Genomic DNA, 19,937 nt, shown 5'->3' with positions numbered 1-19,937 from the left:
CGGAGCCGCGAGAGCCGCGAGAGAATGAAGGTGAGAAGCATTGGCCCTGTCCTTGCCGTATGGTTTCCCGTCTCATATGGCGATTCTCTTTCGTGTCTGCACGTCATATCGTCGGGCAAAGAGGCAATTGAGATATGCGCTGGGCGCATGGGGATAGCGGGCGGCGTTAACGACTTGTTCAGGAGATCTTCCCGATGGGCGGCATCGCGCTTCCGCACCGGATGAACGGGCTGGAACCCGTGACCCGACGCATGATGCACACCTGGTGGCGCTTCTCGCGGCCGATGACGCTCGGCGTCCGCGCCGCCGTCATCGACGAGGACGAGCGCGTCTTCCTGGTGCGCCACAGCTACACGCCGGGCTGGCACCTGCCCGGCGGCGGGGTGGAAGCCGGCGAGAGCATGCTCGAGGCGCTCTACCGCGAGCTTGCGGAGGAGGGCAACATCGTGCCCGGCGGCGAAATCGCGCTGCACGGCATCTTCTTCAACCGCAAGGTGTCGCGGCGCGACCACGTCGCCATCTATGTCGTGCGCGAGTTCGAGGCGGGGCCGCGCCCGCCCGACAAGGAGATCGTCGAGACGGGCTTCTTCCCCGTGACGGCGCTGCCGGAGGGCGTGACGCCCGGCACGCGCGCCCGCATTGTCGAGATCGTCGAGGAGCGGCCGCCCTCGCCCGACTGGTGAGGCTCAGCCCGTCCCGAGCCGCTCGCGGCCGTGCGGGGCGTCGAGGTCGAGCGCCGGGCCGCGCGGCACGATGCCCGTCGGGTTGATGGTCCTGTGGCTCTCATAATAGTGCCGCTTGATGTGCTCCATGTTCACCGTCCCGGCGATGCCGGGCACCTGGTAGAGGTCGCGCAGGTAGGGGCCGAGGTTGGGATAGTCGGCGATGCGGCGCAGGTTGCACTTGAAGTGGCCGACATAGACGGCATCGAAGCGCACCTGCGTCGTGAACAGCCGCCAGTCGGCTTCGGTGAGGCGGTTGCCGAGGAGGTAGCGGCGCGTGGCCAGCCGGGCATCGAGCTCGTCGAGCGCGGCGAAGAGAGCGTCGAAGGCCTCTTCATAGGCGGCCTGCGTGGTGGCGAAGCCGGCCTTGTACACGCCGTTGTTGACGGCGTGGTAGATGCGCTCGTTGATGCGGTCGATCGCCTCGCGCAGCGGCTCGGGATAATAGTCGTCCGCGACGTCGGTGAAGGCGGCGAAGGCCGCGTTGAACATGCGGATGATCTCGCTCGATTCGTTGTTGACGATCGTTCCGCGCTCCTTGTCCCACAGCACCGGCACGGTGACGCGGCCGCTGTAGTGCGGGTCGGCCTTCAGATAGACCTCGTAGAGGCGCCTTGCGCCATTGACGGTGTCCGGCACCGTGCCCTGGCTGTCGCCGAAGACCCAGCCTTCCGAGCCCATGTAGGGATCGACGACCGAGACGGAGACGATGTCCTCGAGTTTCTTCAGCTTGCGGAAGATGAGCGTGCGGTGCGCCCAGGGGCAGGCGAGCGAGACATAGAGATGGTAGCGCCCGGCTTGGGCCCTGAAGCCGCCTTCGCCGCTTGGCCCCGGCGCGCCGTCCGGCGTCACCCAGTTGCGGAAGGCCGAATCCTTGCGCACGAAGCGCCCGCCGGTGCTCTTCGTGTCGTACCATTCGTCGTGCCACACCCCATCGACGAGCAGACCCATGACGTCATCCTTTCGCGTGTCCTTCGCTTCAACCATGACATAGGCGGCGCCGGGCGGGAGGGGCAGGCGTGCAAGACCGGTCTTGCACGGATGGGAAGAAGCAGAGCGGCCCTACCAAGGCCATGGACGGTGCGGCGAGGTGTGTGGTAGAGCGGCAATCCTCACGAGAGCGGATGGCGACGTGCGCATCTTTGCTGCCCAGCGACGACGATAACGACACGGCCGCGCCGAGCGGCCGCAGCATCATGCGCGCCGCCGCTCCCTCCTGGAGCGGCACCGATGGAAACATCCTTCCGCAAGACCCGTCATGACCGATCTCAAGCTCACCATCCGGCGTGAGTTGCCCGCCGATGCCGAGGCCGTGGAAAAGCTGCACGAACGCGCCTTCGGGCCGGGGCGCTTCTCCCGCACCGCCTTTCGCCTGCGCGAAGGCGTGCCGCCGCTCGCGGAGCTCTCCTTCACGGCCCTCGTCGGCACGCTCATCGTCGGCTCCGTGCGCGTCTCGCCGGTGATGGCGGGCGAGGAGCCGGCGCTCGTGCTCGGCCCGCTCACGGTCGATCCCGCCTTCGAGAACCGCGGCATCGGCGCGGCGCTGATGAACGCCTCGCTCGACGCGGCCCGCAAGGCCGGCCACAGCCTCGTCCTTCTCGTCGGGGATGCGCCCTATTATGCGCGCTTCGGCTTCGCGCCGGTGCCGCCGGGCCAGTTCACGCTGCCGGGGCCGGTCGATCCGCGCCGTTTCCTCGCCTGCCCCTTGCAGGAGGGAGTGATGGAGCGGGCGCGGGGACCTGTCAGCGCACTGCGTCGGGATCGTTGAGGCCGCGGCGCCGGCCCTCGACGAGCCAGACGACGAGCACGGCGCCGAGCAGCAGCGCAAGGCCGAGGAAGCCGTAGCCGAGCGGCATCACCGAGACGCCGCGCACCACGGCGCTGCCGCTGGCCCGAAGGCCGATCCAGTCGCCGCCGGCAAAGCGCGAGCCGCTGGAAACCAGCGTCAGGCGCGGCAGGTCGACGGCGCCCGTCGTGCCGGACGCGATGCGGCGCACGGAGCCGCGCGTCGCCTCCGCCAGCGGGCGCAGGCGCTCGGTGTCGCTGAACACGTCGGTGAGCTCGCGCGGGTTCTCTGGCCCGACATTGACGAAGGCCGCGAGATCGCCGCTCGCGAGCCGGTAGAGCCCGAGCTGTTCGGCGGGGGCGACGGCGTTGAACAGGCCCGGCTCGCCGCCGGTGAGCGTGACCTCGCGCGTTGTGCCGTCCGGGCTCGTCACGACGACCGGGCCGGGCGCGTCCGACATGGTCTGGCGCTCGATGAGGATCTCGCCGCCGCGGGCGTTGGCCCTGAGCGCCTCCTCCTCGAGAGCAGGCTCCTTCATCAGCCAGTGGGCGAGGCGGCGCAGCAGGTCGAGATGCGGGCCGCCGTTGCGGTAGCCGCGCGCCCACAGCCAGGCGTGGTCCGACAGCAGCATGCCGACGCGGCCCTCGCCCTCGCGCAACAGCACGAGGAGGGGACGCTCCTCCGAGCCGGACATCAGCACAGAGCCCGTGTCGACATGGGCGCCCACGAGGCGCAGCCATTCGCCCCAGGTCGGCGGCGTGGTCTCGCTGCCCGGCAGGGCACGCGTGACGGGGTGGCGGTTGCCCGTATCGGTCACCTCGGCCTTGTAGGGGGCCTCGAGCACCCGCCCGTCCGGCGCCGCGGGCAGGACCGGGCCGAGCGCGGTGCGGGCGATGCTGCCGGCCGTGGCGAACTCGGGGCCCGCGGCAACGAGCAGCGCGCCGCCCTCGCGCACATAGCGGGCGATATTGTCGTAATAGATGTTCGGCAGGATGCTCTGGTTGGCGTAGCGGTCGAAGATGATCAGGTCGAACTCGCTGATCTTCTGCTGGAAGAGTTCGCGCGTCGGGAAGGCGATGAGCGACAGTTCGTTGATCGGCGTGCCGTCCTGCTTCTCCGGCGGGCGCAGGATGGTGAAGTGGACGAGATCGACATTGGCGTCCGACTTCAGGAGGTTCCGCCAGGTGCGTTCGCCCGCGTGCGGCTCGCCCGAGATCAGCAGCACGCGCAACTTCTCGCGGATGCCCTCGATGGTGAGGACGGCGCGGTTGTTGGCGCTCGTCAGCTCGCCGTCGAGGCCGTCGACCTCGAGCTCGACGACGTTCGGCCCGCCGTGGTCGATGGTGATCGGCAAGGCGAAGGGGCGGCCGGTCGCGACGGTGAGGGTGCGCAGCAGCTGGCCGTCGCGGCGCACGGTGAGCGTCGCATTGCCGGTGCCGCCGCGCTCCTCCACCATCAGGCGGATGGTCTGGTCCTTGCCGACGAGGCCGAAGCGCGGCGCCTCCAATAGGGCGATGCGGCGGTCGCGCTCGCCCTCGTGGCCGGTGACGAGGGCGTGCAGCGGCGCATTGAAGCCGAGGAGGGCGGTCGAGCCCGGAATGTCGTGCACCACGCCGTCGGTGACGAGCAGGGCGCCGGCGATGCGCTCGCTCGGCACGTCGGCCAGCAGGTCGGAGAGGGCGGAGAAGAGACGGGTCCCGTCGCCGCCGCCGACATTGTCGGTCACCGTGGCGAAGCGCGCCTCGATCTCCCGGTCCATCGCGCCGAGGCGGCTCTGCAGTTCTTCCACCGCCGCGCTCGTCTGGGCGGCGCGGGGCCCGAGCGTCTGCGAGGTGGAGCGGTCGACGACGACGGCGACGATGTCCTTCACCGGCTCGCGCTCCTCGCGCACGAGCGAGGGATTGGCGAGGGCGATGACGAGGCAGGCGAGCGCCAGGGCGCGCACGATGCCGGCGAGGCCGCGGGTCAGGACGGAGACGAGGGCCGCCACCGCCGCGAGCACGGCGACGGCCGCGAGCACGAGGGTCGGAACGAGCGGGGTGAAGGAGAGGCTCAGCATGCCGTGACCCTATTGCCCCAGCCGCTCGAGCAGCGCCGGGACATGCACCTGGTCGGCCTTGTAGTTGCCGGTCAGCGCATACATCGTGATGTTGATGCCGACGCGATAGGCGATCTCGCGCTGGCGCGGATCGGGGCCGACGACGGGAAACAGCGGCTCGCCCCGGCCGCCGACGGCCCAGGCCGCGGCCAGGTCGTTGCTGGTGATGATGAGCGGGCTCACGCCGTCGCCGGCGCGTGCCGGGCGGCGGCTCGCCTCGTCCTCCGGCGGCAGCGCCTCCACCCAGGTCTCGCCCGTGGCGTAGCGGCCCGGGAAATAGTCGAGGATGTAGAAGGCCCGGCTCAGCACATGGTCGCGCGGCACCGGCTCGAGCTCGGGAATGTCGAGCGTCGCGAGCATGCGGCGCAGCTGCTGCCCCTCCGGCGTCACCGCGCCGTCGAAGCGCAGCGCCATGGCGTCGCGGGTGTCGAAGATGACCGTGCCGCCGCCCTTCATGTAGGCGTCGAGCCGGCGCAGCGCCGCCGGCGAAGGCAGCGCATTGCCCGCCACCACGGGCCAGTAGAGCAGGGGATAGAAGGCGAGCTCGTCGCGCTCCACGTCGACGCCCACGGGCTCACCCGGCTCCAGCGCGGTGCGCATGACGAGGGCGCGCGTCAGGCCGTCGAGCCCGGAGCGGCTCGTGCCGTCGATGTCGGCATTGCCGGTGACGACGTAGGCGAGGCGGGTGATCGCCGCGCGCTCCACCTCTTCGGCCGAGATCGGCGGCAGCTCGCGTGCGGTCTCCTGCGGCGCTTCTCCCGTCGCCCCCTGGGCGCGCACCTGTCCGACGGGCACGGCGATGGCGGCGAGGGTGGCGAGGGCAAGGATCGCCGCGGCGGCGCCGCGCGGCCTCGGGCGCCGGCGCAAGCCGCCGAGTCCCCCGAGATGCCCCCCGAGGAGGAGCGAGGCGATGGTGTCGGCGATGAGGAGGAGGGCCGCGATGAGGAGAAGAGATGGCCTCAGGTCGACGGTCGCGGCCCGCTCGATGGGAACGAGGCTGCCGGCGAGCGGCCCGTAGTCGAGCGCCGTCGGCCGGTCGTCGGGCAGGAGCGTGTTGAGCGCGATACTCGCCTCGCTCGGCCCGTAGAAGCCGGGCGGGTGGTCGAGCGTGGCGCGGCCGGTGTGGCTGCGGAGGATGGGCTTGGCCGTCGCCGGCGGCGAGCGCCAGATGCCGAAGCCGTCGAGCGTGCGCTGGGGCGCGGCCATGTCGGCGCCGTTGTTCCCCTCGCCGTTGGCCGCGACGCTCCGGCCGGCGAGCGCGATCGTGCGCCGCATCATGTCGACGAAGACGCCGGAGAGCGGCAAGCTCGACCAGCCCGGATCGGCGGTGACGTGGAAGAGCACGATCAATCCCTCGCCCCGCTCGGCGGCGGTGACGACCGGCGTGCCATCGGCCAGCGCCGCCCAGGTGCGGCGCGAGAGCTCGCCGTCCGGCTCGGCCAGGATCTGGCGCGAGACGGTGATCTCGTCGGGCACCGGCAGGCCGGCGAAGGGGCTCGCCTCCGGGAAGGGGGCGAAGGTCTTCGGCGCATCCCAGGAGAGGGAGCCGCCGAGGCTGCGCCCGCCGCGCCTGAGGCGCACGGGCACCAGCTCATCGTTGCCCGCGGCGAGGCGCGTGCCGGCGAAGCGGATGAGCAGGCCGCCCTCCTCGACGAAGCGGGCGAGCTTCGCCTCCGTCTCGCTGTCGAGCGAGCCGACATCCGCGAGCACGAGGACGTTGACGCCCTGGTCGACGAGATCGCCGACGGGATCGGGGATGCCGCGCCGCGCCTCGCGCAGCTCGGCATAGGGGGCGAGGGCGCGCGAGACGTAATAGGTCGGCGCCAGGAGCGGCTGGGCCGTGTCGACCGTGCCGCCGGAGACGAGGCCGACCCGCCGGCGCTTGCCGCTCTCGTCGATGAGGCCGACGGCGCCGGCGGAAGTCTCGCCCGCGATCTCCAGCCGCGCCGCGGCATTGTTGAGCTCGACCGGCAGGTCGAAGCGCGCCGTCGTCTCGCTGGCGCCGGCAGGGAAGCTGAAGGGCATCTCGGCGAGGAGCAGGCCCTTGGTGTCGAGGGCGCGCAATGTGCCGGTGTCGCGGCCGTTCGGCCCCGCGCGCACCAGCCGTACCTCGATGCCGCTCGGGCCGTTGTGGGCGCCGGCGATCATCAGCGGCTCGGCCACGCGGTTGCGATAGATGGTGACGGCGCCCGTACGTCCGGCGAGCGCCTCGCCGAGGTCGGCCGCAAAGCCGTCCGCGCCGAAGGCGATGCCGTCGCTGATCCAGGCGATCTCGGCGTCACCATGCTGCGAGAGGAAGGCGCCGAGCGTGGCGAGATGGCTCGCGCGGTCGGGCACGTGCGGCTGGGGCGCGAGCGCGCGCAGCCGGTCCATGGCGGCGCCGGGGGCGAGCGCCTCGACGGTGTCCGGCCGGTCGGCGAGGCCGACGACGGCCACGGGCCGGTTCTGGCGCTCGGCCGACATGATGCGCTCTTCGGCGAGCGCCGTGCGCTCGTCCCAGTCCCGCGCGGCGGCGAAGCCGTTATCGATGGCGAGCACGAGCGGGCCCGAGGCGGGCACGCCGCCGGAGATCGGGTTCCACACGGGGCCCGCGACGGCGAGGATGAGGGCCGCGGCGAGCGCCAGGCGCAGGGCGAGCAGCCACCAGGGCGTGCGCGCCGGCGTTTCGCGCCGGGGCATCAGGTCGGCGATGACGCGCAGCGGCGGGAAGGGAATGCGGCGCGGCTGCGGCGGCGTGATGCGCAGGATGAGCCAGATCGCCGGCAGGGCGGCGAGGGCGATGAGGACGAGGGGGGCTCCGAAGCCGAGGCCGGCGAACATGTCAGCCTCCCCGTGCCGCGATGAGGCCGCTGCGGCCGCCGCGCGCGGCCGAGAGCTGGGTGAGCACCCGCAGCGCCGCTTCGCTCGCCGGGCGATCGGTGTGGTGGAGGGTCAGCGTCCAGCCGCGCCGCTTGAGCGCCGCGCCGATGGCGTCGCGGTGGATGGCGATGCGGCGGCGGTAGTCCTCCCCCCACAGGGCGGCATCGCCGATGCGCAGGCGCAGGCCCGCCTCAGGATCCTCCAGCTCCGCCTGGCCCGTGAACGGGAAGGTCTCCTCGACGGGATCGATGATCATGATCGCATGGCCCCGGGCGCCGCGGGCGGCAAGTTGACCCACAACGGCATCGAAGGCGGGCGGTTCCACGAGAAAGTCGCTGACGAGCACGGCTTCGCTCAGCGGCGGCAGCGCCTCGGCGGCCGGCAGGTCGGCGCCGTGCCCGGTGGTGTCCTTGGCCATGAGCTCGGCGAAGCGCTCGACGATGTTGCGGCTGGCGCGCGGCGGCACGAGGCCCATGAGGCCCACGCGCTCGCCGGCATCGACGAGGGTCTCGGACAGGGCGAGGGTGAGGACGAGGGCGCGCTCCACCTTCGACTGCGCGGCGAGCGAGGAGATAAAGCCCATGGAGGCCGAGCGGTCGGCCCACAGATAGATGCTGTGCGCCGCCTCCCATTCGCGCTCGCGCACGTAGAGCCGCCCGTCGCGCGCCGAGCGTCGCCAGTCGACCCGCGACGCCGATTCACCCGACATGAAAGGGCGGAACTGCCAGAAGCTCTCGCCGGGGCCGGCACGCCGGCGGCCGTGGATGCCGTGGCTGACGGAGGCGGCGACGCGCCTTGCCTCCAGCACGAGATGCGGCAGCCGGGCCGTCAGCTCGTGGGCCGCCAGGGCATGCGGAACACCGGGGGAGCGCTCGGCCTCGGAGAGGGTGTGGACGCGGGCCATGGACGCTCCTAGCCGAGCCGCTCCACGAGGCGGGCGATGACCTCGGGCATGGTGCGGCCGTCCGCGCGCGCCGTGAAGGTCAGCGCCATGCGGTGCTTCAGCACCGGTTCGGCGAGGGCCGCCACGTCGTCGAGCGAGGGCGCGAGGCGCCCCTCGATGAGGGCCCGGGCGCGCACGGCGAGCGCCAGCGCCTGGCTGGCGCGCGGGCCGGGGCCCCACGACAGGTCCCGCGTCAGCTCGTCCGGCCCCTCGCCGGGGCGGCCCGAGCGCACGAGCGAGACGATGGCCTCGAGGACGCTCTCGCCCATCGGCAGGCGGCGCACGAGGCGCTGGATGCCCATGAGCGCCTCGGCGTTCATCGCCGCCGTCGGGCGATGCTCCTCGAGGCCCGTCGTCTCGAGGACGATGCGGCGCTCCGCGTCGCGGTCGGGATAGCCGATGTCGATCTCGAGGAGGAAACGGTCGAGCTGCGCCTCGGGCAGCGGATAGGTGCCCTCCTGCTCGATGGGGTTCTGGGTCGCGAGCACATGGAAGGGGCGCGGCAGGTCGTAGCGCACGCCGGCCACCGTCACGTGATATTCCTGCATCGCCTGCAGGAGGGCAGACTGGGTGCGCGGGCTCGCGCGGTTGATCTCGTCCGCCATCAGCAGCTGGGCGAAGATCGGCCCCTTGATGAAGCGGAAGCTGCGCTGCCGGTCGGCGCTCTCGTCGAGGATCTCGGTGCCGAGAATGTCCGAGGGCATCAGGTCGGGCGTGAACTGGATGCGTTGGCCGTCGAGGCCGAGCACCGTGCCCATCGCCTCGACGAGCTTGGTCTTGGCGAGGCCCGGCACGCCCACGAGCAGGCCGTGCCCGCCGGCGAGCACCGTGACGAGGGCGAGCTCGACGACGTGCTCCTGACCGAAGATGACGGAGCCGATGGCGCTGCGCGCCTTGGCCACATGGTCGAGGGCCGCCTCGGCCGCCTGGATGACGGCATCGTCGATGGTCGTCGGCGTCTGGGCCACAGCGGTACGGTCGGTGCCGCTCGTCATCGGCAACTCTCCTTCTGTGCCCCCGTCGGAGCAGTCTGCATCGGTGATCATGTCTTATTCAAGCCGCTTGAAGGGCGGACGCCTTCGGTTCCCTGGCGCGCCCATTCTTGCGATAGTAGTGCCGCGAACCAGATTACAAGCGGTGCGCGCCGAAATCGGCTGCCAAGGTTGCGAGGACACAAACACGTGAGCGGCGAGCGGGGCAAAACGGGCAGAACGGCCGGCGTCGGGGCCCAGGCTGCGCCCGAGGGCCTGCCGTCCGGCCTCGCCGGGCTCTTCGCCTCCGCCGGCCCGGCGGCGAAGGCGCGGCCGGTGGAGAAGTGGAACCCGCCGCATTGCGGCATGATCGACATGCGAATCACGGCCGACGGCGCCTGGCACTATCGCGGCTCGCCCATCGGCCGGCCGGCCCTCGTGAAGCTGTTCGCCTCCATCCTGCGGCGCGACCCGGAGGGCTACGTGCTGGTGACGCCGGTGGAGCGTGTCGGCATCACGGTCGAGGACGTGCCCTTTCTCGCCGTCGAGATGGCGGTGAGCGAGACGGCGGGCGGGCGCGTGCTCACCTTCCGCACCAATGTCGACGACGTCGTGCAGGCGGGGCCGGATCATCCCCTGCGGTTCGAGACGGATGCGAAAGGTGGGATGAAGCCCTATGTCCATATACGCGGCGGCCTGTGGGCGCGGCTGACGCGCACCCTGGCGCTCGACATCGCCGATCTCGTCGAGGTGCGCCCGGATGCCGCGGGCGGAGAGATCATGGGCGTCGCCTCGGCCGGCGCCTTCTTCGCCATCGCGGCCGCAGACGATGGAGAGGACGGCGGGACGTGACGGCGACGATCGACGAGGCTCGCGTGGACCGAGAGACATTGGTGGATCAAGAGACATTCGTGGATCAAGAGACATTCGTGGACGAAGAGACGTTTCTCGACCGGGCGCGCCGGCGCCTCTATCCGCAGCCGCACGGGGCCGTTGGCGTGGTGCGGCTGCGTGGCGACCACGACATTGCCGGCGTCCGTCCCGACGTTGCCGCGGAAGTCGCGCGCCCGGCGGCGGTGCTGGTGCCCATCGTCACCCGCTCCACGGGCGTCAACCTGCTCCTCACCCAGCGGGCGGCGCACCTGCGCCAGCATTCGGCGCAGATCGCCTTTCCCGGCGGCAAGATGGACCCGGAGGATGCGACGCCGCTGACGACGGCGCTGCGCGAGGCGCAGGAGGAGATCGGCCTCGACCGGGGCCACGTGCGCCCGCTCGGCTATCTCGACGAATATCTGTCCGCGACCGGCTATCGCATCGTGCCGGTGGTCGGGCAGGTGACGGCCGGCTTCACCCTCACCGTCAACCGGGAGGAGGTGGACGAGGCCTTCGAGGTGCCACTCGACTTCCTCATGGATGCCGCCAACCATCAGCGTCATTCGCGCGAGTGGCGCGGCACGCTGCGCCACTATTACGCCATGCCCTTCGGCGAGCGCTACATCTGGGGCGTGACGGCCGGCATCATCCGCAACCTCTACGAGAGGCTCTACGGTCCATGACGCGGGCGATCCTCCAGCAACTGGTCCTCTTCTTCGTTCCCTTCCTCCTGTTCGGGGTCTATTTGCTGCTGCGCAGGCGCAATCCCTTCACCCGGCACGAGTGGGACGGGCATGTGCCGTGGCTCGTCATCGCGGGGCTGCTGCTGGCGATCGGTGCCTTCGTCTATCTCGGCATCACGGCCGAGCGGCACTCGGGCGCCTATGTGCCGACGCATCTGGAAGACGGGCGCCTGGTGCCGGGACAGTTCCAATGACGGTCGACCGGGCGGCCGTTGCCGCGCTCGTCGCGCGGCCCGCGCTGCAGCGGCTGCTCGCCGTGCTCGACGGCGACGGCGAGACGACCTGGATCGTCGGCGGGGCCGTGCGCGACGTGCTCATCGGCCGGCGGGTCAGCGACGTCGACTGCGCGACGACCGCGACCCCCGAGGAGACCATGCGGCGGGCGGGCGAGGCGGGGTTCCGCGTGGTGCCGACGGGCATCGACCACGGCACCGTGACCGTCATCGTCGAGGGCACGCCCTTCGAGGTGACGAGCCTGCGCGAGGACGTGGAGACGGACGGGCGGCGGGCGAAGGTCGCCTTCGGCCGCGACTTCGCGGCCGATGCGCGCCGGCGCGACTTCACCATGAACGCGCTCTATGCCGACCGCACGGGGCAGGTGCACGACTTCGTCGGCGGGCTCGCGGACCTTGCGGCGCGGCACGTGCGCTTCATCGGCGATCCCGGCCAGCGCATCGCCGAGGACTACCTGCGCATCCTGCGCTTCTTCCGCTTCCACGCCGCCTACGGCGCGGGCGACATCGATGCGGCCGGCTTCACGGCGTCGGTCAGGGCGCGGGCCGGGCTCGACCTTCTGTCGCACGAGCGGCTGCGGACGGAGATCGCCAAGCTGCTCGGCGCCGCCCGGGCGCTCGAGACCTGCCGCATCATGATCGACGCCGGCCTCCTGCAGCGCATCTTCGCCGGCGTGACGCACGACATGCGCCTTGCGCGGCTCGTCGCCTGGGAGGCCGCCTTCGGCCGCAGGCCGGACCCGGTGCTGCGGCTCGCGGCGCTCGGCACCGACATCCCGGAGGATGCGGCCCGCCTGCGCGACCGCCTGCGGCTGTCCAATGCCGAGACGCGGCGCATCCACGCCTTCGCCGCGCTGGTCGCACGCCTCAACGGCACCGCCGGCCCCTGGAACCTGCGCGATCTCAGGGCGCTCGCCCTGTCCTTCGCGCCCGAGATCGTCGCCGCCGCCTTCGCGGCGGCCGCGCCGCAGGCGGATATCGACGCACGCGGGCGCGACTTCCTCGCCGCCGTGGCGCGCGGCGAGGCCATCGTGCCGGTCTTCCCGCTGTCGGGCGAAGAAGTCGTCGCCGCCGGCGTGCCGAAGGGGCCGCGGGTCGGCGCCGTGCTTGCGGCCGCGCGGGAGCGCTGGCTCGACGAGGACTGCCCGGCGGATGCGGCAGCGCTAAAGCGCATCCTGCAACAGGCGGTTGCCGCTGGGCGAGGCGGCTGACCGTTCCCTCGCCCGCCTTCCTGCTCTAGCATCGACCCGCTGGCATCACTTGCCGGCATCGCTTGCCGACGCTCTCTGAGAGGGATCGCGATGGCACGGGCAGGGCGGGGACCGGCGGATGTGGCCGAGCGCCTGGCGCAACGGCGCGACAAGGCGCAGTCCGGCCGCGCGCGCGACGACACCGGCGCCACCTGGCGGCGCGAGACCTTCGTGCTGGAGCGCGAGGCCGCCCGGGCCAAGGCGCGCGAATGGTTCCGCCGCTTCCCGAAGGCGGCCTACATGACCGAGGTCGAGAGCTGGCGCGACCTCGGCGACGGCCGCATCGAATTTACGATGCGCCGGCTGCCGAGCGCGGATTGAAGGGGTACGGGACGGTCGATGGGCGTTGGCGGGTAGTGGATCAGTCCGAATTCGGCTTTTAGCCTGAAGGTGAGTTACTGGGCCAAGGTATCGACGACTGCTTTGCGCCGCAAATCGGCCAGCAAAGTGGTTGTTTCAAGAGCCCGAAAGCGGCCGCTCGGGAAGGTAGCCATCGATGTCCAAAATAGGGTGGGAAGCGGAATGGCGGGTTCTAAGCGTCCTCTTCGAGAAAGCTGCCCCTGGCCTGGTCAAACATCTTCGATTGGAAAATGCCCCATGCCCGCTATTCAGGCCATCGGCCTCCGCTTAGAAATGGACATCCTCGGATAAGCATCTGAGGGTCCGGCGAACGTCGGAAACCCATCGCCGCAATGAAGATTAAACAGTTTCCGCACTGGTGAGCCAGACATAGGGATCGACGCGGAATCGGTAAAGCAGCGGGACGCTGATGGACATTTTCGACAATGCAGTAGCATCGATCACTCTCGGGATTGAGGATTTCCGCGAGGGCACGGATGCCCGCATGCTAAGTGCAGTGAGAAACTACTATGCTGGGCTTCTCCTGCTGGGCAAGGAATGTCTGGTGCGTGCCGCGCCCGACGCTGATCCGATGCAAGTGATTGGCGCGAAGTTCGAGCCAGTCCCCGATGGCGACGGCGGAGTCGACCATGAGGTCGTTGGCTTCACGACAATTGACCTTGATCAGTTGAAGGGCCGTTTCAAGAAGTTCGGTCTGTCATGGCCGGATGTCGATATCCGCAAGCTTCAGCGTCTTCGCAACAGCCTTGAACATTTCCATCTGCAAGAGCCGGTAGGGGCACTGAAAGAGGCGATCGCATCATCCTTCCCGATGGTGATCGAGTTTTTTGAAATCCTGGCTGAGAACCCACAAGACGTTCTCAGCAATGTCTGGGAAACAATCCTTGAGGAGACCGACGCCTTCAACAAGGTTCAGAAGAACTGCATCGCCAGCATCGAACGCCTGAATTGGCCAGGACACGTCAGTCGACTGGATCGCATGGCTTGCAGCAACTGCGGATCGTCCCTGATTGGCCAAGCTGATCGTGACAATGACGAGTCCGAATCGGCCGTTGGGAAGTGCTTTCAGTGCGGGGAGGAGTTCGATCAGCAACAGCTCGCCGAAATGGTGGTCGAAGCCAGCTATGGGATTGACGCATACTATGCCATGAAAAATGGGGAGTTCTCGCCGGTTGCTACCTGCCCCGAATGCGGTGCTGAGGCGTATGTAGAGAATGGCGAGATCAGCGTCTGCTTTGCCTGCAAGGAAACTGTAGGTGGAGAATGCAGTCGCTGCAGCACAGACATCATCGTGCATGAATACAACCCCGACTACCCCGATCTTTGCAGCTATTGCGTCCATACCTGGGAAAAGGTGATGCGGGAATAATGGCGCGAGAGGAACTAATCGTCCGGGCCGTTGGGGAGGCCGATCATCTACTGGCTGCCCTCCGCGCGTCGGCGGCCCGTGCGCAAGCATGGATCGCTTCGCAGTCGGGTGACCCGCTCGACCTTCTTCGCCGGATGAAATTTGAGCAAGTTGGGTTCCATCCGCTCGAGGATCGCCCGCTGAATATCATCGAGCAGATCAATCAGACTTGGACCTTCGCCGTCGCGATTGCCGCTGCGCGGCAACTGCTTGAACTTCATCCTGATGCCGGTGGAATGCGTCTGGCTCCCGGCGCGCACGCTTCACTCGATCTCGACATTATGAGCGAGGTCGAAGGCTATGTCGGTGCCGAAACCTTCGCAGCCGTCAGTCCGCGAAACAACGGCAAGCTGGCAGCCGACCTGTCGAAGCTGGCACAGCGTCATGAACGATATCGCTACGTCTTCTTCATGTCGCCGCTCTTTCCCGGAAACGAACGAAGGCAGCAATTCGAGCGCGATGGTGTCGAGGTTTGGTCAATCGACTTCTGAACTCGTGATTGAGCGAACGCGGGGGATGAACGCGGAGTTCTGCTCAACCTGACCTCGTGGAAAGTCGCTAGGCGAGCAAAGCAGCTGCCTCAGAGAGGTGCTCTTCGCCAGAGCCGGCATAAACGTCAAAAAGCGGCAGCTTCTGGCAGCGACGGTAGGTCGGGGAACGTCCATCCCGAGGTCGAAAGTGGTCGTGCACAGCGCTTTCCAACTAACGGCAGCCATTCACTGCAATTCGCCGAAGCCAGACTATCCGCTCCCGGCCCAAACGCGACATTGCGTATTACCCCACGCCGCCAAATCCTTCCTCATCCTCATCATCCACCTCATGCGCGGTCGTGACGAGGCAGTCGGCTGGCAGGATGGCGGAGTGGAAGGTTTCCTCGGTGTCGGCGTACCAGGTGAGGGCGATGCCCTCCTCGGTGGCGCGGACGACGGTGAGCGGCACGCTGCCGGACTTGAGCATCACGACATCGCCGGGCGAGAACTTCATGGCAGGCTCCTTCGATATGGGATCCTGCGAGGCTAGCCCGCGTGCGTGACAGGCGTGATGATTGCCGGCTCCGGATGTCGGGCAGACCGGCCGTTTTTCCGGCTCAGGGCCAGCGCACCGTCGGCGGCATCGAGGACAGGATGGAGGCGACGTTGCCGCCGGTCTTCAGGCCGAAGATGGTGCCGCGGTCGTAGAGCAGGTTGAACTCGACATAGCGGCCGCGGCGCACCTGCTGCTCGTGCCGGTCCTCCTCGGTCCAGGGCGTCGCCCAGTTGGCGCGCACGATGCGGCCGTAGACCTCGCGAAATGCCTCGCCCACGGCGCGGGTGAAGGCGAGGTCCGCGTCCGGGTCTCCCGACCAGTGATAATCGTAGAAGATGCCGCCGATGCCGCGCGGCTCGTTGCGGTGCTTGAGGAAGAAGTACTCGTCGCACCAGGCCTTGTATTTCTCGTAAGGCGCGACGGCGGCATGGGCCTCGCAGGCGCCGCGCATGGCGCCATGGAAGGCTACCGCGTCCCTATCCTCCTGGTGGCGCCGGCGCTCCAGCACCGGCGTCAGGTCCGCCCCGCCGCCGAACCACGGTTTCGTGGTGACGACGAAGCGCGTGTTCATGTGCACCGTCGGCACGTTCGGATTCCACGGATGGGCGATGAGCGAGATGCCGGCGGCGAAGAAGCGCGGGTCCTCGGCCGAGCCGGGGATCTGGCCGCGGAACTCGGGCGCGAACTCGCCGAAGACGCTCGAGACGTGCACGCCGACCTTTTCGAAGACGCGGCCGCGCATCATCGCCATGGTGCCGCCGCCGCCCGGCGCGCCGCTGTGGTCGGTGCGCTGCCAGGGCGTGCGCTCGAAGCGCCCCGGCCCGCCCGCCTCAGGGAAGAACGGGCCCGGCGCCTCGTCCTCGATCGCCTCGAAATCGGCGCAGATGGCATCGCGCAGGGCCGCGAACCAGCTGCCCGCCTCGTCCTTGAGGCGTGCGATCAGGGCGGGGTCGATGGGCGGGGCGTCGGTCATGGCTTGTCCTTCCTCGGCTCCTGGCGGGCGCTGCGGCATCCGGCGGGAACCCGTTCAGCTGTCCGCCGGTGTAGAAGTCTCCCCGCCGGCGGGGAAGGCGTCCAACTGGCGCAGGGCCTCGCCGAGGATCATGGCCGCCGTGACGGCGACGTTGAGCGAGCGCAGGCCGGGCCGCATCGGCACGAGGATGCGCGCATCGGCGGCCTCGTGCACCTCTTCCGGAACGCCGGCCGATTCCCGCCCCATCAGGACGATGTCGCCGGGCGCGAAGGAGAAGGCGTGATAGGGCAGGGCCGCCCGCGTGGTGGCGAGCACGAGACGCGCGCCGGCGGCGGCGCGTCCGGCCGCGAAGGCGCGCCAGCTCGCATGGCGGACGATCTCGACCGCATCGAGATAATCCATGCCCGCCCTGCGGAAGGCCCTGTCGGACACGGGAAAGCCCGCCGGCTCGATGATGTCGACGGCGACGCCGAGGCAGGCCGAGAGGCGGACCATCGTGCCGGTGTTCTGCGGAATGTCGGGCTGGTAGAGGGCAAGGCGCAGCGGGGGCATGGGGGCGTCAGGTTCGAGGGCATGAGGCCGGATGGCCGGGCAATGCACGTAGCGCACGGCTTTGTCTGCCGAAAGTATGGACATGGTTCTGGAACCATGCCAAACAGCCGCCGCGCGGCGACTCCCGGTCGCATTGCGGGGCTGTCGCGTCCGTGCTTTGAAGTCGGCGCGCCGCCATGATCGACGGTTTTTCGCTGGACCCTGCCTCGTGCGGGGGGCGGCGGGGACCATCGCGGCGGCGAAACGTCGAGCCAGGATTGTGAGACTGGGGAGCCAACGTGGCTGAGACCGCTACCGCCGAACCGACCCGGCGAGACTTTCTCTTCATCGCGACCGGCGCCGTGGGCGCCGTGGGTGTTGCCGCGGTGGCATGGCCCTTCATCGCGCAGATGAACCCGGATGCGGCGACCGTCGCCGCCGGCGCGCCGGTCGAGGTCGACCTCACGCCGATCGCCGAGGGGCAGATCGTCAAGCTCTTCTGGCGCGGCAAGCTCATCTTCGTCCGCCACCGGACGGCCGAGGAGATCAAGGAGGCGGAGGACGTCAACGTCGCTTCGCTGCCGGATCCGGAAGCCGATTCGGCCCGCGTCAAGGAAGGCCACGCCCAGTGGCTCGTGGTCTACGGCAACTGCACCCACCTCGGCTGCGTCCCGCTCGGCAATGCGGGCGCCTATGACGGCTGGCTGTGTCCGTGCCACGGCTCGGTGTTCGACACCTCCGGGCGTATCCGGCAGGGGCCGGCGCCGACCAATCTGCCGATCCCGCCCTATGCCTTCGTGGACGACACGAAGATCCAGATCGGCTGACGCGCCCACCAGCATCACGCCCGCGATACCGAGCAACATCAGGCGACCCAAGACCATGAGCGGACATTCCACCTACGTTCCGAAGAGCGCAGTGGCGAAATGGTTCGAGAGCCGGCTTCCCCTCGTCGGCCTCGTCCATTCGTCCTTCGTCGCCTACCCGACGCCGCGCAACCTGAACTACTTCTGGACGTTCGGGGCGATCCTGTCCTTCATGCTCGTGGCGCAGATCGTGACGGGCATCGTGCTCGTCATGCACTACACGCCGCATGCGACGCTGGCCTTCTCGTCCATCGAGCACATCATGCGCGATGTGAACTACGGCTGGCTGCTGCGCTACCTGCACGCCAACGGCGCCTCGATGTTCTTCATCGCGGTGTACATCCACATCTTCCGCGGCCTCTACTACGGCTCCTACAAGGCCCCGCGCGAGATCCTGTGGATCCTCGGCGTCATCATCTTCCTCCTGATGATGGCCACCGCCTTCATGGGCTACGTGCTGCCGTGGGGGCAGATGAGCTTCTGGGGCGCCACCGTCATCACGAACCTCTTCTCGGCGCTGCCCATCGTCGGCGAGCCGATCGTGACCTGGCTGTGGGGCGGCTACTCGGTCGACAACCCGACGCTGAACCGCTTCTTCTCGCTGCACTACCTGCTGCCCTTCATGATCGTCGGCGTCGTGGCGCTGCACATCTGGGCCCTGCACGTCGTGGGGCAGAACAACCCGGCGGGCCTCGACGTCAAGAACCTGAAGAAGGATACGGTGCCCTTCACGCCGTATGCGACGATCAAGGACTTCTTCGCCGTCATCTGCTTCTTCGTCTTCTTCGCCTGGTTCGTGTTCTACATCCCGAACTATCTCGGCCATGCGGACAACTACATCGAGGCGAACCCGGCGGTGACGCCCGCGCATATCGTGCCGGAGTGGTACTTCCTGCCGTTCTACGCGATCCTGCGCGCCATCCCGGACAAGCTCGCCGGCGTCATCGCCATGTTCGCGGCGATCGCGGTGCTCGCCTTCCTGCCGTGGCTCGACACCTCGCGGGTGCGCTCGGCGACCTACCGGCCGCTCTACAAGCAGCTGTTCTGGGTCTTCGTGCTGTGCTGCATCGGCCTCGGCTATCTCGGCGCCAAGCCGCCGGAGGGTGGCTATGTCATCGCCTCGCGCGTGCTGACCGCCTACTACTTCCTGCACTTCATCGTGATCCTGCCCATCCTCGGCCTCATCGAGAAGCCGCGTGCCATGCCGGGCAGCATCGCCGAGGACGTGCTGCGCAAGCACGGCGGTGCGCCGGTCGGCCTCGCCTCGGGCGCCAGTGCCGAGCCGAATTCCAAGGGCTGAGATTGGGGCTGATCGCGCCTTGCGGCGCGGGGGAAATGACGACATGAAAAAGACGACCCTTCTCATCGCCGGCTTCCTCGCAGCCGCCGTCGTTGCGGCGGTGCCGGCCTCCGCGGCCGAGCAGGTGAAGCCGCCGCGCGAGAGCTGGAGCTTCGCCGGTCCCTTCGGCACCTTCGACCGGGCGCAGCTGCAGCGCGGCTTCAAGGTCTATCGCGAGGTCTGCGCCAGCTGCCACGGCCTCAGCCGCGTCGCCTTCCGCAACCTTTCCGAGCCGGGCGGGCCCGAGTTCACCGAGGGCCAGGTCAAGGCGCTCGCCGCCGAGTACCAGATCCAGGACGGGCCGAACGACTCGGGCGACATGTTCGAGCGTCCCGGCCGTCCGGCCGACCATTTCCCGTCGCCGTTCCCGAACGAGAATGCGGCGCGCGCGGCCAACGGCGGCGCCTATCCGCCGGATTTCTCGCTGCTCGCCAAGGCGCGCACCTATGAGCGCGGCTTCCCGCTGTTCATCGTCGATGCCATCCCGTTCTTCGAATATGCCGAGCACGGCGTGGACTACATCCACGCGCTGCTGACCGGCTATCGCGAGGCGCCGGCGGGCACCAACCTGCAGCCGGGGCAGTACTGGAACGAGTACATGCCGGGCCATGCCATCGCCATGCCGCCGCCGCTCAGCGACGGGCAGGTGGAATACCCGAAGGACGAGGCCGGCAACCCGGTGGTGCCGGAGACGATCGACCAGTACTCGCGTGACGTCTCGGCCTTCATGATGTGGGCGGCCGAGCCGCATCTCGAGGCCCGCAAGGCCATGGGCTTCAAGGTCATCATCTTCCTCATCGTCTTCGCGGCGCTGCTCTATTTCACCAAGAAGAAGATCTGGGCCCGCGCCCATGCCGAGGAAGCGCACGGCTGATCTGCCGGCTTCCCGCACGGAAAGGCGCCTTCGGGCGCCTTTTTCATTGGCCGGTGGGCCCTGGCGCTGCTTGACGCGCGGG

Annotated in this window: 20 protein-coding genes; 12 read left to right on the top strand and 8 right to left on the bottom strand. The window is 69.0% G+C overall.

What is annotated here, in order from left to right; translation table 11 throughout:
• Positions 1-194 precede the first annotated feature (194 nt).
• Positions 195-683, top strand: a complete 489-nt coding sequence (locus AL346_RS02670; protein WP_019400312.1) for an NUDIX domain-containing protein — start codon at positions 195-197, stop codon at positions 681-683.
• 3 nt (positions 684-686) lie between these two features.
• On the opposite strand, the gene AL346_RS02665 is transcribed toward AL346_RS02670, so the two are convergent.
• Positions 687-1,673, bottom strand: a complete 987-nt coding sequence (locus AL346_RS02665) for a glutathione S-transferase family protein (RefSeq protein ID WP_019400313.1) — start codon at positions 1,671-1,673, stop codon at positions 687-689.
• 307 nt (positions 1,674-1,980) lie between these two features.
• Between AL346_RS02665 and AL346_RS02660 the strand changes: the two genes are divergently transcribed.
• Positions 1,981-2,490, top strand: a complete 510-nt coding sequence (locus AL346_RS02660) for a GNAT family N-acetyltransferase (protein WP_053193225.1) — start codon at positions 1,981-1,983, stop codon at positions 2,488-2,490.
• On the opposite strand, the gene AL346_RS02655 is transcribed toward AL346_RS02660, so the two are convergent.
• From AL346_RS02655 to AL346_RS02640, 4 genes are read right to left on the bottom strand one after another with little or no spacing between them, the layout of a single operon-like run.
• Entirely contained in the window at positions 2,465-4,567 is a 2,103-nt protein-coding gene (locus tag AL346_RS02655) for a hypothetical protein (RefSeq protein WP_019400315.1), read from the bottom strand. The two genes, AL346_RS02660 and AL346_RS02655, sit on opposite strands and share 26 nt — an antisense overlap.
• Positions 4,568-4,576: 9 nt before the next feature.
• Positions 4,577-7,426, bottom strand: coding sequence for a DUF4159 domain-containing protein (locus AL346_RS02650; RefSeq protein WP_053193222.1), 2,850 nt, complete (start codon positions 7,424-7,426; stop codon positions 4,577-4,579).
• A gap of 1 nt (position 7,427) precedes the next feature.
• Positions 7,428-8,369 carry a DUF58 domain-containing protein gene (locus AL346_RS02645; RefSeq protein ID WP_019400317.1) on the bottom strand — a complete coding sequence of 314 codons (942 nt, stop codon included), beginning with the start codon at positions 8,367-8,369 and terminating at the stop codon, positions 7,428-7,430.
• An 8-nt stretch (positions 8,370-8,377) separates the two neighbouring features.
• The gene (locus tag AL346_RS02640; protein ID WP_019400318.1) at positions 8,378-9,403 is read right to left on the bottom strand and encodes a MoxR family ATPase; all 1,026 of its coding nucleotides are present in this window, start codon (positions 9,401-9,403) and stop codon (positions 8,378-8,380) included.
• Between the two features lie 186 nt (positions 9,404-9,589).
• Between AL346_RS02640 and AL346_RS02635 the strand changes: the two genes are divergently transcribed.
• From AL346_RS02635 to AL346_RS24925, 7 genes are all read left to right on the top strand, one after another.
• Positions 9,590-10,231, top strand: a complete 642-nt coding sequence (locus tag AL346_RS02635) for a DUF1285 domain-containing protein (protein ID WP_053193221.1) — start codon at positions 9,590-9,592, stop codon at positions 10,229-10,231.
• A 77-nt stretch (positions 10,232-10,308) separates the two neighbouring features.
• Complete coding sequence (locus AL346_RS02630; protein ID WP_019400320.1) at positions 10,309-10,935, top strand: CoA pyrophosphatase; 627 nt, start codon at positions 10,309-10,311, stop codon at positions 10,933-10,935.
• On the top strand, positions 10,932-11,189 hold the full coding sequence (locus AL346_RS02625; RefSeq protein WP_019400321.1) for a DUF6111 family protein: 258 nt from the start codon (positions 10,932-10,934) through the stop codon (positions 11,187-11,189). The genes AL346_RS02630 and AL346_RS02625 overlap by 4 nt, the downstream gene beginning before the upstream one ends.
• Positions 11,186-12,439, top strand: a complete 1,254-nt coding sequence (locus tag AL346_RS02620; protein ID WP_053193220.1) for a CCA tRNA nucleotidyltransferase — start codon at positions 11,186-11,188, stop codon at positions 12,437-12,439. Before AL346_RS02625 ends, AL346_RS02620 begins: the two co-directional genes overlap by 4 nt.
• A 90-nt stretch (positions 12,440-12,529) precedes the next feature.
• Positions 12,530-12,799, top strand: coding sequence for a hypothetical protein (locus AL346_RS02615; protein WP_026014796.1), 270 nt, complete (start codon positions 12,530-12,532; stop codon positions 12,797-12,799).
• A 448-nt stretch (positions 12,800-13,247) separates the two neighbouring features.
• Positions 13,248-14,207, top strand: a complete 960-nt coding sequence (locus AL346_RS02610; RefSeq protein ID WP_019400324.1) for a hypothetical protein — start codon at positions 13,248-13,250, stop codon at positions 14,205-14,207.
• A complete protein-coding gene (locus tag AL346_RS24925; protein WP_156332662.1) occupies positions 14,207-14,737 on the top strand; it encodes a hypothetical protein in 531 nt (176 codons plus the stop codon). Before AL346_RS02610 ends, AL346_RS24925 begins: the two co-directional genes overlap by 1 nt.
• A gap of 283 nt (positions 14,738-15,020) precedes the next feature.
• Here the strand turns inward: AL346_RS24925 and AL346_RS02600 are convergent, their stop codons facing one another.
• The 3 genes from AL346_RS02600 to AL346_RS02590 all read right to left on the bottom strand — a co-directional run bounded on the left by AL346_RS02600 (position 15,021) and on the right by AL346_RS02590 (position 16,797).
• A complete protein-coding gene (locus AL346_RS02600; protein WP_019400327.1) occupies positions 15,021-15,230 on the bottom strand; it encodes a hypothetical protein in 210 nt (69 codons plus the stop codon).
• Positions 15,231-15,333: 103 nt separating this feature from the next.
• Positions 15,334-16,245 carry an oxygen-dependent coproporphyrinogen oxidase gene (gene hemF, locus AL346_RS02595; RefSeq protein WP_019400328.1) on the bottom strand — a complete coding sequence of 304 codons (912 nt, stop codon included), beginning with the start codon at positions 16,243-16,245 and terminating at the stop codon, positions 15,334-15,336.
• Between the two features lie 54 nt (positions 16,246-16,299).
• A complete protein-coding gene (locus AL346_RS02590; protein WP_019400329.1) occupies positions 16,300-16,797 on the bottom strand; it encodes a tRNA (cytidine(34)-2'-O)-methyltransferase in 498 nt (165 codons plus the stop codon).
• Between the two features lie 278 nt (positions 16,798-17,075).
• Between AL346_RS02590 and petA the strand changes: the two genes are divergently transcribed.
• From petA to AL346_RS02575, 3 genes are read left to right on the top strand one after another with little or no spacing between them, the layout of a single operon-like run.
• On the top strand, positions 17,076-17,603 hold the full coding sequence (petA, locus tag AL346_RS02585) for a ubiquinol-cytochrome c reductase iron-sulfur subunit (RefSeq protein WP_019400330.1): 528 nt from the start codon (positions 17,076-17,078) through the stop codon (positions 17,601-17,603).
• Between the two features lie 55 nt (positions 17,604-17,658).
• The gene (locus AL346_RS02580) at positions 17,659-18,942 is read left to right on the top strand and encodes a cytochrome b/b6 (RefSeq protein ID WP_026014797.1); all 1,284 of its coding nucleotides are present in this window, start codon (positions 17,659-17,661) and stop codon (positions 18,940-18,942) included.
• 43 nt (positions 18,943-18,985) lie between these two features.
• Positions 18,986-19,855 carry a cytochrome c1 gene (locus AL346_RS02575; protein WP_019400332.1) on the top strand — a complete coding sequence of 290 codons (870 nt, stop codon included), beginning with the start codon at positions 18,986-18,988 and terminating at the stop codon, positions 19,853-19,855.
• Positions 19,856-19,937: the final 82 nt, after the last annotated feature.

The organism is Chelatococcus sp. CO-6 (assembly GCF_001271345.1).
In the GTDB taxonomy this organism is placed as follows: Bacteria; Pseudomonadota; Alphaproteobacteria; order Rhizobiales; family Beijerinckiaceae; genus Chelatococcus_A; species Chelatococcus_A caeni.
The sequence above is the reverse complement of the archived record's forward strand: the minus strand, read 5'-3'. Positions and strand labels throughout refer to the sequence as shown.